The organism is Pseudarthrobacter naphthalenicus, from assembly GCF_029076445.1.
GTDB classification, from domain to species: domain Bacteria; phylum Actinomycetota; class Actinomycetes; order Actinomycetales; family Micrococcaceae; genus Arthrobacter; species Arthrobacter naphthalenicus.
In genome coordinates this window covers 22,773-38,846 of the sequence record NZ_JARESG010000018.1, presented here as the reverse complement: position 1 = coordinate 38,846, position 16,074 = coordinate 22,773, and the positions used below count along the sequence as shown (strand labels likewise).

At 66.0% G+C, this 16,074-nt stretch carries 13 protein-coding genes; 4 read left to right on the top strand and 9 right to left on the bottom strand.

Annotation, left to right across the window (positions count from 1 at the left end; translation table 11 throughout):
• Position 1: 1 nt before the first annotated feature.
• Positions 2-1,690, top strand: coding sequence for a long-chain-fatty-acid--CoA ligase (locus PY310_RS16395; protein ID WP_275215533.1), 1,689 nt, complete (start codon positions 2-4; stop codon positions 1,688-1,690).
• A 140-nt stretch (positions 1,691-1,830) separates the two neighbouring features.
• Here the strand turns inward: PY310_RS16395 and PY310_RS16390 are convergent, their stop codons facing one another.
• Together PY310_RS16390 and PY310_RS16385 are read right to left on the bottom strand one after the other, a co-directional pair.
• Positions 1,831-2,472, bottom strand: coding sequence for an NADPH-dependent F420 reductase (locus tag PY310_RS16390; protein WP_275215532.1), 642 nt, complete (start codon positions 2,470-2,472; stop codon positions 1,831-1,833).
• 111 nt (positions 2,473-2,583) lie between these two features.
• Positions 2,584-3,303, bottom strand: coding sequence for a molybdate ABC transporter substrate-binding protein (locus PY310_RS16385; protein WP_275215531.1), 720 nt, complete (start codon positions 3,301-3,303; stop codon positions 2,584-2,586).
• 232 nt (positions 3,304-3,535) lie between these two features.
• Here PY310_RS16385 and PY310_RS16380 point away from each other — a divergent pair, with 232 nt between their 5' ends.
• Positions 3,536-4,129, top strand: coding sequence for a DnaJ family domain-containing protein (locus PY310_RS16380; RefSeq protein WP_275215530.1), 594 nt, complete (start codon positions 3,536-3,538; stop codon positions 4,127-4,129).
• 51 nt (positions 4,130-4,180) lie between these two features.
• Here PY310_RS16380 and PY310_RS16375 read toward each other — a convergent pair whose 3' ends face one another.
• Complete coding sequence (locus tag PY310_RS16375; RefSeq protein ID WP_275215529.1) at positions 4,181-6,334, bottom strand: transglycosylase domain-containing protein; 2,154 nt, start codon at positions 6,332-6,334, stop codon at positions 4,181-4,183.
• A gap of 224 nt (positions 6,335-6,558) precedes the next feature.
• Here PY310_RS16375 and PY310_RS16370 point away from each other — a divergent pair, with 224 nt between their 5' ends.
• The gene (locus PY310_RS16370; RefSeq protein WP_275215528.1) at positions 6,559-7,197 is read left to right on the top strand and encodes a PadR family transcriptional regulator; all 639 of its coding nucleotides are present in this window, start codon (positions 6,559-6,561) and stop codon (positions 7,195-7,197) included.
• A gap of 24 nt (positions 7,198-7,221) precedes the next feature.
• Here PY310_RS16370 and PY310_RS16365 read toward each other — a convergent pair whose 3' ends face one another.
• From PY310_RS16365 to PY310_RS16340, 6 genes are all read right to left on the bottom strand, one after another.
• Positions 7,222-8,946 (bottom strand): CocE/NonD family hydrolase, encoded by a 1,725-nt coding sequence (locus tag PY310_RS16365; protein ID WP_275215527.1) that lies wholly within the window; start codon positions 8,944-8,946, stop codon positions 7,222-7,224.
• The gene (locus PY310_RS16360; RefSeq protein ID WP_275215526.1) at positions 8,939-9,907 is read right to left on the bottom strand and encodes an MBL fold metallo-hydrolase; all 969 of its coding nucleotides are present in this window, start codon (positions 9,905-9,907) and stop codon (positions 8,939-8,941) included. The genes PY310_RS16365 and PY310_RS16360 overlap by 8 nt, the downstream gene beginning before the upstream one ends.
• Positions 9,904-10,836, bottom strand: coding sequence for an alpha/beta hydrolase (locus PY310_RS16355; protein WP_275215525.1), 933 nt, complete (start codon positions 10,834-10,836; stop codon positions 9,904-9,906). The genes PY310_RS16360 and PY310_RS16355 overlap by 4 nt, the downstream gene beginning before the upstream one ends.
• Before the next feature lie 5 nt (positions 10,837-10,841).
• Complete coding sequence (locus PY310_RS16350) at positions 10,842-11,984, bottom strand: FAD-dependent monooxygenase (protein ID WP_275215524.1); 1,143 nt, start codon at positions 11,982-11,984, stop codon at positions 10,842-10,844.
• Positions 11,985-12,045: 61 nt separating this feature from the next.
• Positions 12,046-12,999 (bottom strand): phosphotriesterase family protein, encoded by a 954-nt coding sequence (locus PY310_RS16345; RefSeq protein WP_275215523.1) that lies wholly within the window; start codon positions 12,997-12,999, stop codon positions 12,046-12,048.
• Between the two features lie 52 nt (positions 13,000-13,051).
• The gene (locus tag PY310_RS16340; RefSeq protein ID WP_275215522.1) at positions 13,052-14,062 is read right to left on the bottom strand and encodes a phosphotriesterase family protein; all 1,011 of its coding nucleotides are present in this window, start codon (positions 14,060-14,062) and stop codon (positions 13,052-13,054) included.
• A 246-nt stretch (positions 14,063-14,308) separates the two neighbouring features.
• Here PY310_RS16340 and PY310_RS16335 point away from each other — a divergent pair, with 246 nt between their 5' ends.
• Positions 14,309-16,036 (top strand): MFS transporter, encoded by a 1,728-nt coding sequence (locus PY310_RS16335; RefSeq protein ID WP_275215521.1) that lies wholly within the window; start codon positions 14,309-14,311, stop codon positions 16,034-16,036.
• Positions 16,037-16,074 lie beyond the last annotated feature (38 nt).

Sequence of the window (16,074 nt, the reverse complement as noted above, 5' to 3'; positions counted from 1 at the left end):
CGTGGAAGACGTGGATGTGCAGCCGTGGGTGAAGAACTACCAGCCGGGCGTGCCGGCAGAGATTGAGCTGCCGACAGAGTCCCTGACGGCCATGCTGGAACGCTCCGTGGCCGAAGCCGGCACTCGCCCGGCGCTGGAGTTCTTCGGCCGGCGCACCAGCTATGCGGAACTTGGGGAGCAGGTGGACCGTGCCGCCGAAGGCCTCCGGCTGCTGGGCGTCCGGGCCGGGGACCGTGTGGCCCTGATCCTGCCGAACTGTCCCCAGCACGTGGTTGCCTTCTATGCCGTACTCCGGCTGGGCGCGGTGGTGGTGGAGCACAACCCGCTGTACACCTCGCGGGAGCTCCGCCACCAGTTTGAGGACCACCAGGCGAGGGTGGTCATTACGTGGGACAAGGCGGCCGCTGCCATCCGGGAGTTTCCGGCCGACATCGAGATTGACCATGTTGTCTCGGTCAACCTCCTGGCGGCGTTCCCCGCCATCAAACGCCTGGCGCTGGGCCTGCCCGTAGGGAAGCTGCGTGACACCAGGGCGTCCCTGACGGCCCCGGCTCCGGGCACCATGCCGTGGAAGCACCTCCTGGACCACGGCCGGATTGACCCCGCCCACCCGGGGCCCGCGGTGGAGGATCTGGCGGTCATCCAATACACCTCCGGGACGACGGGCAGGCCCAAGGGCGCCATGCTCACCCACTTCAACCTCTACGCCAATGCCCTCCAGGGGGAGGCCTGGATGCAGGGCGCCGAATACGGCAAGGAGATCCTTTACGCCATCCTGCCGATGTTCCACGCGTTCGGCATGACCCTGTACCTGACGTTCGGCATCCGCAAGCAGGGGCTGCTGGTGCTCTTCCCCAAGTTCGACACTGACCTGGTGCTCGCCGCCATGAAGAAGTCGCCGGCCACCGTCTACTGCGCGGTGCCGCCGATCTACGAACGGACCGCGATGGCGGCGAGGGAAAAGGGGGTTTCGCTGCGCAGCTGCAAGTACTGCATCTCCGGGGCCATGAACCTGCCGGACCACGTGGTGGAACTTTGGGAGTCCGTGTCCGGGGGCCTGCTGGTGGAGGGCTACGGGATGACCGAATCCTCACCGGTAGCGATGGGCAACCCTTTCCACCCGAGCCGGCGGGCGGGGACCATCGGCGTCCCGTTCCCGTCCACCCTGATGAAGGTGGTGGAGCTCGATGACCCCGGCACTGAGGTGGCGCCCGGCCAGCAGGGTGAGCTGCTGATCAGGGGCCCGCAGGTTTTCAAAGGCTATTGGAACAACCCGGAGGAAACGGCCAAAACGCTGACTGCCGATGGCTGGCTGCGGACCGGAGACATTGTCACGGTCGATGCGGACGGTTTTGCCACCGTCGTGGACCGTGCGAAGGAGCTGATCATCACGGGCGGGTTCAACGTCTCGCCCAGTGAGGTGGAGTCCGTCCTGCGGCTCCATCCGGACGTGAAGGACGCGGCCGTGATCGGCAAACCGCTGGAACGCGGCGGCGAACTGGTCGCGGCGGCCGTTGAACTCGAACCGGGCACAGCACTGGATGAGGAAGCCCTGCGCGCCCACTGCCGGGAGCACCTGGCCGGGTACAAGGTGCCCCGCCGCATTGTGGAAATCCAGGACATGCCACGTTCCATGCTGGGCAAGATCCTCCGAAGGCAGGTCCGGGACCAGGTGCTTCCGCAGCTTTAGCAGCCCCTAACCACGTTGCCGGGCGCCCGGAGGGCAAGCCCCGGGCCCGTCTCGTGCTCCGGTGCCTCAGCTTCCGGAACAAAAAGGAAGGGCACGACGGCGGGAGGTCCCGCGCGTCGTGCCCTTCCTTTTGGGTTTGGCTACTTGGTGATGGCGAGCCCGGTATCCCAGTTGAAGTCCGCGAACGCCGGGTTGGCCTGCATGGTCATGACGACGAACTGGAAGCCCTCGAGTTCACGGGAGCGCTTGAGCGGGCCCACTACCAGGGGGCGCATGCCCGCGGCGCTGACGAAGCTGCTGACGGCCTGGGTGGCCTCGGCGTTGTCACCGGCGATGAAGACGTCCAGCGGCTTACCGCCGGACTCGCCCGCCACCAGGGTGCTGGCGAAGGTGGTGTTGAACGCCTTGACGACGTTGACCCCGGCCGGGGCCAGTGCCGCGATCTCCTCGGCAGCCGAGGAACCCGGCTCCACCACGAGGGAATCAAAGGTTTCGAAGTTCACGGGGTTGGTAATGTCCACCACCGTCTTGCCGGCGAGCTGGTCGCCGTAGGCGCTGACAACAGCCTTGGCCGCATCGAACGGGACGGCGAGGACCACGATGCTGCCCTGCGGGGCGCCGGCCGTGGTGCCGAAGCTGACGTCTGCGCCGAGTTCGTTGGCGAGAGCCTGCGCCTTGGCGGCGTCCTGGCCGAGGATTTCGACCTTCTTTCCTGCTGCGATGGCGCGGCTGGCGATGCCGCGGGCCATGTTGCCGTTGCCGATGATGGTGATGTCAGTCATGGTGTTCTTCTTTCCGAAAAGGCGGGCGAGGAAGTTTTGCATCAGATTCTGTTCTGCTTGAGGATTACTACTTGAAGCTACAACTAAATATAGATCTATAAAGTTGAACCGTCAAGCTTTTTCGGAAAATGCTTCCAGTCCGTTTGCCGCGTAGGCTGTGCGCGCCTCGGGGCCGTGCAGGAACGCACGCAACTCCTGGCCTCCCGCCGCCAGGGATGCGGCCCCCAGCGCTGTGGAGAAGTCGGTGTACTCCTGGATGTCCTCCGGAAGCGGGCCGACAATAGTGGCCTCGGGAACCAGGATCAGCTCGCTGAGTTGATGGATGGCAAGGTCCGCGCGGCCGTCCAGGAGCGCCGCTGCGGTGGGCCCGGAATCAACCACGGTGGCCCTGGCCTTCACCTCTCCGGCAATCCCCAGCCGTTCCAGCAGTCCGGCGAAGTAGATGCCGCTCGGGCCGCTGCGGGAATAGGCCACCGAGCGGGCGCTGGTCACGGCGCTGGCGAAGGCATCCACGGTGCTGATGTCCGGAACCGGCGCGTCCGGCGGAACGGCCACGCCCACCCCTGTCCGGGCGAGGGGGCGGAGCCCGGTCACGATGTGCGATGCAGCCAGGTCCGCGAGGGTGCCGGTGATCCCTGCCATCACATCCGGGCGGGCGCCGGCCTCGATCCTGGTCAGCAGCCTGAACGTGGGTTCATAGACTGCCTCCACCGGGTGGCCGCCCGCTGCGATGTATGCGGGAAGGATGGTTTGCTCCACTGCCTGTTTCAGCGCAAAGGCGCAGAACAGTGTGAGGGCGGGGGTGTCGGGGCCGGCAGCCGGGGTGTTCATCGGGGTCCTCATCTCGTCAGTGGTCTTCGAAGCATCGCACGCTTACACCCGGAGTTGCCCTTCGGTACCGCGTCCGGCCACTCATAAAGGCAATGGCGCACCTTCACCGCCTCCGGCTGGAAAAGTATGCTGGCTTTGTGATCCTGATGGGCAGGCTGGCGGGGTGGATGCCGGGCCCCCGTTCGGCGGTGAGTGGCGCCGTGGGGGTCGGCGCGGAGGGAGCGGCAGTCTTATGAGCGGCGGGACGGGATCCTTCCGGCGCCGGCTGGAGCGGGCCGCCGAGCTGCGGTCCTACCGCGGCGCCGGCATCAGCGCCGAAGAGGAGGCCGCCCTTGAAGCGGCCGAGGCGCGGGAACGGGAAAAGCGCAAGAAGGTGGACGATGCCCGCCGGGTGGAATACCTGATCCGGGATGCCATGGCGCAGGGCAAGTTCGACAACCTCAAGTATGCGGGAAAACCCATTCCGGGGCTGGGGGAGGCTTACGATCCTGACTGGTGGGTCAAGGGGCTGATCCAGCGTGAGAATCTCAGCGGACTCGGGCCCAAAGCCATCCTTCTGCGCACTGAGGACGCCGGGCTGGACGGCCGGCTCGATGCCCTGTTCACCGAAAAGCAGGTCCGCGACATGCTGGCTGACTTCAACGCCCGGGTGATCGACGCCCGCCGCCAACTCCAGGGCGGGCCTCCGGTCATCACGAAAACCCGGGACGTGGACACCGAGGTGGCCCGCTGGCACGAGCGCCGGGCATCCCGTGCCGCGGCGGCTGTGCCCGAACCGGAGCCTAAGCCGTCCTGGTGGCGGCGCCTCTGGCGCGGTACCACCTAGCTCAGTTCTACCTAGCGCAGTTTACCTAGCGCAGCACTACCTGAGTGGGCGCTACGGTTTGGTCATGGATGCCGGCGGCGGCGGGAACGGGTTTGCCGGATACAGCGGCGTTACCTGCACCATGTAATTGGCCCATTGCGGCCCGGCGATCATCCAGCCGTCCAGCCGGGGGTAGAAGGTTCCATTGATGGTCACGTTCTGGCCCGAACGCTTCTGGCCCTCCAGCGCATCCCCGAAGAACGACGCGGTGGCCAGGCCCGAGGTGTAGCCCACCACCCAGGTGGAGCCATTGTTGTTGGAGGTGCCGGTCTTGGCCGCCGTGGGCCGCTTGTCATGGACCTTCGGGTTGATCCAGACGCCGGAGCCCTTGGTCAGCACATCCTGCAGTACCGCGTTGACCCCGCGTGCCACGTCGGGTTTGACGGCATCGCGGCATTCGCTGGGTTGCGCCGGGAGCTTGCCGCCGGCAGCATCAGTGACGTCCACCAGCGCCACGGGGGCGCAGTATTTGCCGTCATTGGCGAAGGTGGCAAAGGCGTTCGCCAGATGGAGCGGCGCCACGCCGGTGGCACCGAGCAGGTTGCCCAGCTGGTGCATGTTGATCTGGGCACCGTCCAGCCCGCTGTGAAGGCCCACGGCGTCCACCATCTTCTGGATACCGCAGAAGTCCAGCTGGGCGGCCGCGGCGAACGTTGCAGTGTTAATGGAGTTGTACAGCCCATAGTTGACCGGCATGGGGCGGTAGAAGCCGTCCTCCGCGTTCTGCAGGTCGTCCGCGGCGCCCAGCTGCGGGTTGTTCTGCGCCGTGCTGTAGGCCCCCAGAACTTTTCCGCAGCTGGACCGCCACGGGAAACCCAGCGGATACACCCGCCGGGACGCGTCCACCACGGCAGTCATGGACTTCCCTTCGTTGAGCCATTCAGCAAAGGTAAACGGCTTCATTGTTGACCCTGGCTGGAAGCCGCCGGCGCCGTTAAGGTCATTGCCTTGAGGGTCCTTGGCGTCAACGTTGAAATTCAGCTGGGTGTCGAACTTTCCGTCCGCGGGCAGGAATACCGTGTTCTGTGCCATGGCCAGGATCTTCCCGGTGCCAGGTTGAACCGTCACCAGGGCTGCCCCCCAATGGTCCGGGTTGGGCCCCGCCGTGCCATCCACCTGCGCCTGTGCGGCGGCCTGCAGCCTGCTGTCCAGGGTGGTGGTGATGGTGAGCCCCCCGCGGTAGAGCCTTCGCTGCCGCTCGAGCAGGCTCGACCCGTAGGCGGGGTTATTGAGGATCAGGTGCGAGATGTAATCGCAGAAATAGGGTGCCATGGCCGCATTGGCGCACCCCTGCCGCTCCGGCGTGATCTTCAGCTCTATGGGGGCGGCCGCAGCTTCATCGTGCTGGGCCTGGGTGATTTTGCGGTGTTTGAGCATCTCGTCGAGCACCTGGTTGCGGCGGGCCTTCGAGTTCTCCGGGTTAACTGCGGGGTTGTAGAACGTGGGGCTATTGACCAGCCCGGCGAGCAAGGCCGCCTGCGGAAGCGTCAGATCCTTGGCGGTGGTGCTGAAGAAATAGCGGGAAGCTGCTTCCACGCCGTAGGCGTCGCTGTTGAAGAAGACGATGTTCAGGTAGCCCTCCAGGATCTGGTCCTTGGTGAACTTCTTCTCCAGTGCGACGGCCAGCTTCATCTCCCGCAGTTTGTCGCCCATGTCCTTCTGGCCGCTGAGGATGACCTCGTTGCCCTTGTCCTGGGACAGCCGCGCTTCGTTGATGACATTGGTGACGTACTGCTGGGTGATGGTGGACGCCCCTTGCTTGCCCCCGGACGTCACATTGGAAAGGAAGGCCCGGAGGATGCCTTGGGGGTCAATGCCGGCGTGCTCGTAAAAGCGGCTGTCCTCGATGGCCACGATGCCGTCCCTGATGAACGGTGACATGTTGGCCAGCGGGACACGGACCCGGTTTTCGGCGTAGAACGTGGCGATCGTCTGACCATCGGACGTGAGCACCCTGGTGGTTTGCGACGGCGGCTGGACCGTGAGTTCCTCGGGGAGGCTGTCAAAGAATCCGATGGAGGTGCTGACCCCCAGGCCTGCGGCGGCGACGGCCGGGGCCACCAGGCTGGCGGCAAGGACGCCGCACAATGCGCTCGCAGTAAAGAAACCGAGGATCCTTCCCAGGGTCCCCGCCAGGCGGTGCCCGTGCTTCCTTTTCTTCGCCATTCTTCAGCCCTCAAGCTTGCGACGTGTGATCAGGATACGCCGCTGAACCTGCCGCATCCAGATGCCTGCTGAACTGTTGGCTGCGCGGAAAATTCTTCGCCGGGGACCCCCGCCGACTCTTGCCGTTCCCATTATTACCGATATATCGTTAACTATCGGTGATAGGTTCACCGGTGCGAAAACCGACCACAAGAAAATCACATCAGCGAAGGGACGATGCCACCATGAAAGGCATTCACGATGACAAGTGTTTGGAACCCCCCTTCGGGCGGGGAAAGTTCGGGCGCGGAAGAAGCCGGCGCGGGCCGCACGGGCACCGCGGCGCAGGCTTTGGCCCGGGATTTGGGCCGCGCGGCGGATTCGGGCCGGGATTCGGCCCGGGGTTCGGGCCCGGCGGAGGCTTTGGCCCCGGGTTCGGACCAGGTTTCCGGCGGGCCGGAAGGGGCGACGTCCGCTGGGCGATCCTGTCACTTCTGGCTGAAGCCCCCTCCAATGGCTACGGCCTGATCAAGACCATCGCCGAAAAAACCTCGGGTGCGTGGCGGCCCAGCCCGGGATCCGTCTATCCCACGCTCCAGCAGCTGGTGGATGAGGAACTGATCACGCCCCTCAGCGAGGGCCGGCGGACCGACTTTACGCTCACGGATACCGGGAAGGCCTACGTGGCCGAGCACGCCGAGGAGCTGGAGAACGCCTGGAACACCGAGGCTGAAGGATCAGGGCCGGCGTTCCACCAGAGTGTGGGAAAGCTGATGGGCGTCATCCATCAGTTCCGGAGCGCCGCCACCGAAGAGCAGCGCACCGCCGCAATCGAGAAGCTCGACGAAACCCGCCGCGCTCTCTACCGGATCCTGGCCGATTAGCCAGGATCCGGCGTCGGGCGCTGTTTACAGGCCCTTGCGCGCGGTGTACGGCAGGACCAGCCGGGAGGGGTGGGCGGCGTCGCGGTAGATCTTGTGGGTGACGGGCCGCCCCACCGGAAGGTGGAAAGCGTCCGGCGGCAGCAGGGCGTTGTGCTCGTCGGCAAGTGGTTCGTCGTTGGACAGCTCCACCACCAGGCGGTGGCCCGGCCTGAAGGTGTTCGCGAACGGGTAGAGCCGCAGCACGTACTCCTCGATCGTCCCCGGCTCCACCGGCACTGAGCGTGTGTGCGGGTGGTACGGGTTGCCCGCGGTGGTGCGCTCGTCGAGCTCGCGGTGTGAAGCCTTCAGGTAGCCGCTGGTGATCAGCTGCCGCTTGCCGTTGGGGGCGTAGTCCCACAGGCGCATGATGAAGTTCGTGTCCGGCTGGTCGATTTCCGCGAAGATGTGCGCCGCGCCGGTGCCGATCAGCTCCGTGTCCGTCTCGAACGTATCGGTGCTCCAGGAGAGCATCTCCACCTTGTCCGTCACCGTCAGTGGGGCCTGATAGAAGCCGTCCGGGGCAGCGTATTCGGCACCCATCGGCTCGGACTCCGGCGACAGCTTGCCCCTCGGGCGCAGATACAGGGGCTTGTATTCCACTTCCTTGGGCGGCCACTGGTCAGCGGTGACCACCTCGCGGGAGCCTTCCACGAAGACACTTACGGGCGGCTCGTCCATCACCCCGTTGTTGATGCCCTTGATCCAGTAGTCGTACCACCGGAACATCTTGTCGTGCTCCTCGATGAAGGGCCGCGACTGCATGGGCGGGTAGGGGCCGATGTCGAGTTTCTTGGGCCCCTTGAGCGCGTTGTACAGCTCGATGGTGCCGTCCAGGGTCCAGCCGCGGCCCTGGTCGAGCTGCAGGTAGACGGGGATGTCGATGTTCGGGGCCAGAGTGATCGGGTTGCGCTCCTCGTACCAGTCGCCGTCGAGCTCGTTCATCACGATGTCGAACCAGGCCTCGTGGTTCTTCGGGTAGTGCAGGACGTGGACCAGGTTGGGCCATGCTGCGACGTCCGGATCCTGCAGGCGCTCGGCCACGAGCTTCTTCAGTTCATCCGGGGAGTACTTTTCGATCATGCGGGACTTGACGCTGTCCGTGAACGCCCAGCCTGAGTCGCCGCCGCGGCCTTCGCGCGCGGCCCGGGGCATGAACCACATGACGCCGCCGTGGTACGTGGTTTCGTAGAAGTCGTAGTGGCCGCCGGAGACGAAGATCGCCTTCAGGTGCGGCGGGCGTTCGGCCGCGGCCAGTACCTGCATGGAGCCGAAGTAGGAGATGCCCACCATGCCGACGTTGCCGTCGCACCAGGGCTGCGCGGCGACCCACTCGATGAAGTCATACGCGTCCTGGCCAAGGGAAACCCCGCCGGCGTTGTAGTTGCCGATGTGCTCGCCTTCGGACGCGCCGGAGCCGCGCAGATCGCCGATGACGTGGACGTAGTCCTCCTTGACGATCCGGGCGATGTCGCCGGCCTCGATGCAGCCGTCCCACATGGGGCTGGGCCGGCGCTGCGGCGGGGTGGTCAGCGCGAGGGCCTGAAGTTCCTTGCCGTAGGGGCTCAGCGCCACCAGCGCGGGACGCGGCTTGTCATCGGTGCCCTGGTAGGCGTCGGCGGCGAGTTCGATGCCGTCGCGCATTGGGACCCGGAGGTCCTTGCGGACGGCGATCTGATTGCCGCCGGCATTCACGAGCTGGAAGTCATCCACGAGTGCTTATCTCCTCATCATCGGTCAATCGGTCGAACGTGCTGCGGTAGCCGTGCAGCGTGGTGAAGAACGGGGACGGCTCCAAAGTGGGGTCCCCCTGGTAGCCGAGGTCTTCGGCCACGCGGGCGAACGGTGAATACGGCGAGTCCGAATCCTGCAGTCCTTCCTCTAGGCAGGTGCAGGCCGCTTCCTTGACGCGGGCCTCAATCTCCAGGCTGCCTTGGAGCGCTTCCCGGGCCTGATCGGCGTCGAGCTCCACACCGTAGGGTGTGCCGTCCGCGGTCCGGTACGGATGCCCCAGGTAGAGGTGCCGTGGACGGATTTCCCCGGCAAGGTACTGCAGGCTCGAACGGTATCCGGCCGGGTCCACAAACCCGGGGAAACCGTTGGCCGCGCCGTGGACCTGGACGGCGTCACCGACGAACACGTCGTTCTGGCCCTCAATCACATAGGCCACCGAGCCCGGGGTGTGGCCCGGAATCGAATGAACCGAGACGGAGACGTCCCCGCCGAGGGAGATGGTTTCGCCCCCGCGCACCAGCAGGGTGGGCTCCATCTCCCCGGAAATCACCGCGTGGGTGGCCGCCGTCAGCTTTGCCTCGCCATCCGGGTCATTCAGGTACTGCGCCCGCCCGGACAGATATTCGTCCACATGGGCCCGGCGCGAACGGAGCATCGGCGCGTCGGCCTCGTGGATGACCACCTGCGCCCGGCGACCGGTGAGCTCCCACAGCGCGTAAGCGCCGCCGATGTGGTCGATATGGCCGTGGGTCAGGAAGATCCAGCGGACGTCCTCGATCCGGCGGCCGATCGCCTCCAGCGCCGGCACCATGCCTTCGGCCGGCGAGGACGCAATTCCCGTGTCCACGATGGCAGGCTCCGGCGCGTCGATGAAGAAGCTGTAGAGTCCGAACCGGCCCCAGGGGGATACCAGGGGATGGACGGCCACTGATTCCGTCACTGCCCGGCCCTGGTGTTCAGAAAGCCCGCTGCCTCATGGAACGGACGGTAGAACTCCGGGATCCAGGAGAAATTCTGGACGAAGCCGTGGTTTGCCCCGGCGTACCGGCTGACGGTGGCGTCCACGCCGGCCTCCCGCAGGCGCCGGGCGTAGAGCTCGCCTTCGTCCCGCAGCGGATCGTGCTCGGCCGTAATGATGAGGGCCGGCGGCAGGCCGCCGAGATCCCCGCGTTTGATCGGGGAGACCAGGGGATCGGCAGGATCCGCGCCGCTGTTGAGGTAGAACGCGTTGAACGGCTTCAGACCCGCAGTTTCGAGGCCAAACCCGACGGCGTTCTCCCGCAGCGAGGGATACCGGTCTTCAGCGAAGTCCAGGTCCACGGACGGGTAGAACAGGATCTGGTGCGTGACGCCGTCGAACCCGTCTTCGTGGGCCTTGGCGGCGACGGCGGCCACAAAGTTCCCGCCCGAGCTGTCACCCGCGATGGCCAGGTTCCTGCCATCCCAGCCCAGGGCCTGGCCTTGCTCGGCGGCCCACCGGACCACCGCATAGCAATCCTCGAGCCCCGCCGGGAAAGCGGCCTCGGGCGCCAGCCGGTAGCCCACCGAGATGACTTTGTAGCCGGTTTCCTTCGCCAGGGCCCGGGCGACGTGGTCGTGGGTGTCCAGGCTGCCCAGGAAGAACGCGCCGCCGTGGAAGTACACCAGGACCCCATACGCGCCCGCCTCGGCGGGCGTGTAAATGCGGACCGGCACCTCGCCGGCCTTGGTGACTGCCGTGACGTCTTCGACGGCGTGAAGCGGCAGCCGGTCCGCCGGCGCGGCTACGTGTGCGGCCTCGGCCGCCCGCATGGCCGCGGGGTCAAGCGGCGATCCGTCGGGAGCCGGGATGGCGGCAAGGACTTTGGCGATTTCGGGATGGATGGTCATAACGTTCAGGCCTTCGCCTCTACTGGTTCGTTTGCGGCCGCGGGCTGCTGGGACGTGGGCTTCTGGCCCGGGAAGACGTCGTTGACTTCCTCCTCGCTCCAGCCCTGGCGGGAAATGCGCTGCAGCTCGTCCGTGACGGGTTTGCGGGTCGCCTGGAACAGGGCCAGGGCCTCCTTGACCGAGCCGGCCTGGGCCAGGGCGTCGGCCAGGGCTCCGGCGTCCTCAATGGCGGAGTTCGCACCCTGGCCCTGGTGGTGCAGCATGGAATGCGCCGCGTCACCCATGAGGACCACGGAGTCGGTGTGCCAGGTGTCCACCGGGTCGATGTCGTAGACCGCGCGGATGTTGACGGTGTCCATGTCCAGGCCGCGCGTGATGGCCACGATCCGCTCGTCGAAGCCTTCCACCGTCTTGAGGAGGTCTTCCTTGGTGATGGCGGGCGCCCAGGTGCCGTCCGGGTTCAGGGCGGTGATGTCGAAGGACATCTGGTTGCGGTGGCGCAGCGGCAGGAGGTAGACCTTCGTGCCCTTGCCGATGTACATGCGCAGGTTGTCATCCGTCACCATGCCGTGGGCGTCGTCGGCGGAAATCACCACCCGGTAGGCGTGCTCGCCGGAGAACACCGGGCCCTTGTCGCTGAAGAGCTGCTCGCGCACCGAGGACTTGATGCCGTCGGCCCCGACCACCAGGTCCGCCTCGGCCGTCTCGCCGTTGGCAAAGGTCAGGACGGAGCGGCCGCCCTTGTCTTCGATGGTCTCCAACCTGTGGCCGAGCTTGACCATGCCCTCGGGGAGGACGCTGAGGAGCGCTTCGATGAAGTCGCGGCGGTGGATGAGGTACGTGTTTTTCTCCTCGCCGAACTCCGGCCAGGTGTCCTTCATGATCGGCTCGCCGGTGGCGGTGAGGATCTCGAAGTAGTCGCTGGCCGAACTCACGTTGGCGATCGCGTCGAAGATGCCCCACTGGCGGAACCGGGCCATGGTGGCGGGGCGCAGGCCGATGCCGGCGCCCACCTCACCCATTTGGGGAGCCTGCTCATAGACCGTGACGTCTGCACCGAGCAGGCTCAGGGCCTTGGCCGCTGCGGCGCCGCCGTAGCCGGCGCCGACGATGGCGATCTTGAGGTTCTTGATGTCTTCAGCCTTCATGGGGGAGTCTCTTTCTTGAGCCAGGCTGCGCCTGGGGAGGTTTTGGTGGTTTTGTCCGGGGTCAGGCGTGGAGTGACAGGAAATCGGCCGGGTTGTCCTCGAGCAGGAGTTTGAGCGTGGCGTCGTCGATGCCGGCCGCGCGCATGTCCGGGATCATGTCCTCGAAGATGTAATTGATGGTGTGTCCCTTGACGCCCGGCCAGCCCAGCGGGCTGCAGTTGGCGTCGGCTGAGACCAGGAGCTTGTCCGCGTACCCCTTGTTGACGAGGTTGACGAAGTGCTCCATGCGTTCGGCGCGTTTACGGCCCCAAAACGGGGGATCCGGAAGTTCGAGGTCGTAGCCGAAGGTGTCGAACCCGATCCGGCCGCCCTGCTCGTAGATCCAGTCGTGCGGGGTGATGGGAGCGTTCAGGCCGTCGTCGGCGTGGCCGAAGAGGACACGGTCGAGGGGTAGCCCCTCCTCGTTGAAGATGGTCACCGCCGGTTCGGGGTCGATGGCCAGGTGGGTGAGGATCGGGGCTCCGGTGACGACGGCGGCGCGGGCCGCGGCGCGGTAGATGCGCTTGTCGAGGTCGGTCATCCGTCCGCCCCGGCTGACGCCCACCTTGATGACGCCGGCCTTGGCGCCGGTGTCGCCGATGCCCACGGTGATCTCGTGAATGAAGACCTTCGTGAGGTAGTCCACGGTGGCGCGGGAGAAATGCGGGAGGGCGGTGTCGCCGCCGACGAAGCCGGTGCTGGCCACGATGTGCACGCCCGTTTTCCGGGACAGGGACCTGTAGTAGTCCACGTCGCGGCCGTTGCAGATCCCGGTGGCATCCACGAAGGTGCCGCCGCCGTATTCGCGGAACTTCCGCAGCTTCGGCACGGTTTCCTCGTAGGCCTGTTCCGGTGTCTTCCACCACTTGGTGTCCAGCTCGGACCCGGGCATGCCGTAGCCGATGTGTTCGTGGACCGCCACGATTTCCAGTTCTTCGGCCGGGATGGTTCCCAGCACGGTGTTGACCTTGGTCATTCGTTCACCTCAGGGGTTTGAAAGCTTGTTGGGGGCTTGGGCGGGCCGGTGCTTAGCGCACGGTCAGCAGGTTGCGGGGGTTGTCCTCGAGGATGCGCCGGGCATCGTCTTCACTCAGGCCGCGGGACTTGAGGAACGGTACAAACGTCGTCAGCACGTGGCTGTAGGGCAGGTTGTAGTCCGGCAGGCCCTTGGCCACGCCGATCGAGTTGCCGGACAGGATGATCCTGTCCGCATGCCCGGCCTTGACCAGCTCGAGCACCAGGTCGGCGCGCTCCTGGTCCGTGACGTAGTCCGCATGGTCGTTGAGTCCCACATGGTCGATGCCCACGAACGCTCCGCGGGCCGCCACCTCGCCGGCGGAGCCCTTGGCGTCCCGGCGGTCGAGATCCCCCACGAGTATCCGGTCGGCCGCAATCTGTTCGTCCAGGACGATGTCCAGGTCGTGCAGGACGTCCGCGCCGAAACGGATGGAGACCGGCACACCGGTGTCCTTAGCGGCGCGGGCCGAGCCGCGGAACAGGCTTTCCTCGGTCGGGGTCATGCCGGCGCGGTCGGCGATGGTGGCCACGATGCCGGCAGCGGCCCGGCGCTCCACCCGGGGAACCACCATTCCCTCGGTGACCTCCTTGCCAAAGAGATCTGCGAACTTCTCCGCCGGCCACGGGGTGGGCGGGTTGGTCTGCGGGGTCAGGAAGTAGCCGCCGAGTTCCTCCTCCGGGCCGAGGCCCGTCGAGGCGACGATGTGGACACCGGTGGAGCGGGACAGTGCCTCGTAGAGCTTGAGGTCCCGGCCGTGGAACATGCCGGTGCTGTCCACGATCGTCCTGCCGCCGTGGGCGCGGAACTCCTTCAGCTTGGCGGCCAAGGCGTCGAAGATCTCCGCCCGGTCCATGGAGATATCCGGGGCGTACTGGGCGCCCGGGAGAACTGACAACAGGGCCTCATGGACCGCGACGACGCCCAGCTCAGAAGCGGGGACGGGACCCAGAACCGTATTGACAGTGGGCCCGGCTGGCCGATTGGATGCCTGGCCGTTAGCGGCGGGTGCGGTGTGACTCACTTGGCTTCTCCCTTGAAGATGTGGGGCTGAATGCAGGGGCGCCGCGGAGTTCGGTCCGTGCCGCGACTCCGTTGCAATGTAGCCAGCATCACACAATTCTTTACACAGTGTCAAGGAATTGAACATGACGTCTTAATCGAAGAGGTCATGACTTAATCATGAAGTAGACACTCTTGACATTGTGTAAAGATTGCGATCAGACTGTGGGGAGCGCCACACCTATCCGGAAACAAGGGAGTTTCGTTGATGAACCAGAGCATTCCAGGGACGAGCCGCGGCTCGGTCCGGGCCACCTTCATAGCGGCCTACAGTGCCGTCACCCTCGCGCAGATCACCAACGCCCTGCCGGGCGCCCTGAGCGGTACCTTCGCAGTGGAATTTCACACCTCAGGGGCGGGCCTGACCTGGATTGCGGGCATGTTCCTGATGGGCATTGTGGTGTTTGAGCTCAGCTGGGGACTCCTGGGCGACATGTTCGGACGCAAGAAGCTGCTCTACGTCGGCGCCGTGGTCAGCGTTATCGGCTCTGTGCTGGCCGCACTGGCGCCGACCACCGAAATGATGATCGTTGCCCAAGCTGTCGGCGGCATCGGGGCGGGCATCCTCTTCCCCATCTCGCTGTCCATGATCGCGGCGATCACCCCGGACCACCGGGCCAGGGCAAAGGTCATCGCCACCTGGGCAGGGTTTCTGTCCCTCGGCGCGGTGATTTCACCAGTGCTCGCCGGCTTCACGGCGCAGGTCTTCACCGTGCCGGGCGCTGCTCCGGGTGCGCCCAATGAGTTCAGCGGCTGGCGGGCGGCCTACCTGGTTGCCGCCGGCATTGCCGTGCTGGTGCTCCTCGTCGCCCTCCGGGCGAAGGACTCTGCAGCCGCAGAAGGGCGCAAGCTGGACCTGCCCGGCCAGTTCACGCTCGCACTTGGCCTCATCGCCGTTCTTTACGCCACGGTGACAGCGGTGGATGCCGGCTTCGGCAGCGCCCAGGTGATCGCAAGCTACCTCGCCGGTGTGGTTCTCCTGGCCGCCTTCGTCGTCATCGAATCACGCACGGCGGAGCCGCTCATCCACCTGTCCCTGTTCAAGAACAGCGCCTACTCGATCACCGGCATTGTGGCGGTCACGGGCATGTTCGCGTTCCTCGCCATTTGCTTCAGCACCAGCGTCGCCGTCAGCGGACTCGCCCTGGCCGAAACCTGGAAGATCGGCGTGCTCTTCGTCTTCATCCAGGGTCCCGCCTTCGCCTTTATCCCGGTGGTGGGATGGCTCATCCACCATGTGGCCCCGCGCTGGGTCCTCACCGCTGGATTCGCCCTCATGGCCGTCGCCGGTTTCTGGCTCTCGACATTCGCCCTCGGCACCCCCGAGGCCTTCGGCGGCACCCCGTGGACCGCGTTCATTCCGCCGCTTCTGGTGCTTGGCATCGGGTTCGCCCTGACGGTCGGGTCCGTCACCGCCGTAGCCATCAACACGGTCCCGCCCCGGCAAATCGGCATGGCCTCGGCAACAACCAACCTGCTGCGCGACCTCGGCTTCGCCCTCGGCCCCGTAGTCGGCTCAGCGATCGCCTTCGGCATTGGAGCCACCGCCTTTGCCGGACCCCTTGCCGGGATCCTCAGCGGTGCAGGCTTGCCGGCGGAAGCCGTCAGCGGGCTGTCAAACGTGCCGCCCCTGGGTTTCCTCTCCGGCTGGGACGGCGTCATCGCGCAGTTCGCCGGCCAGGCAACGGCCGGCGGCGCGCCGGCTCAGGCGGTCGACGGCATGGTCCAGGCACTCGCCTCGGCCCAGCCCCGGATCCAGGGCGTGGCGGGGACCTCCCTCGGCCAAGGCTTCCAAGCTGTGTACTTCGCAGCCGGCATCGCTGCCGCACTCTCTGCCGTCCTTACCCTCTTCATTTCCGCACGGTCCTCGGCGCCGTCAGCCGATGACATCGCCGTAACCACCGCAGCACACGCCGAGGCCGCCGTCGTCGACTGACGGAAGCCGGCATCGACCACCACCCACCTGCCACCATG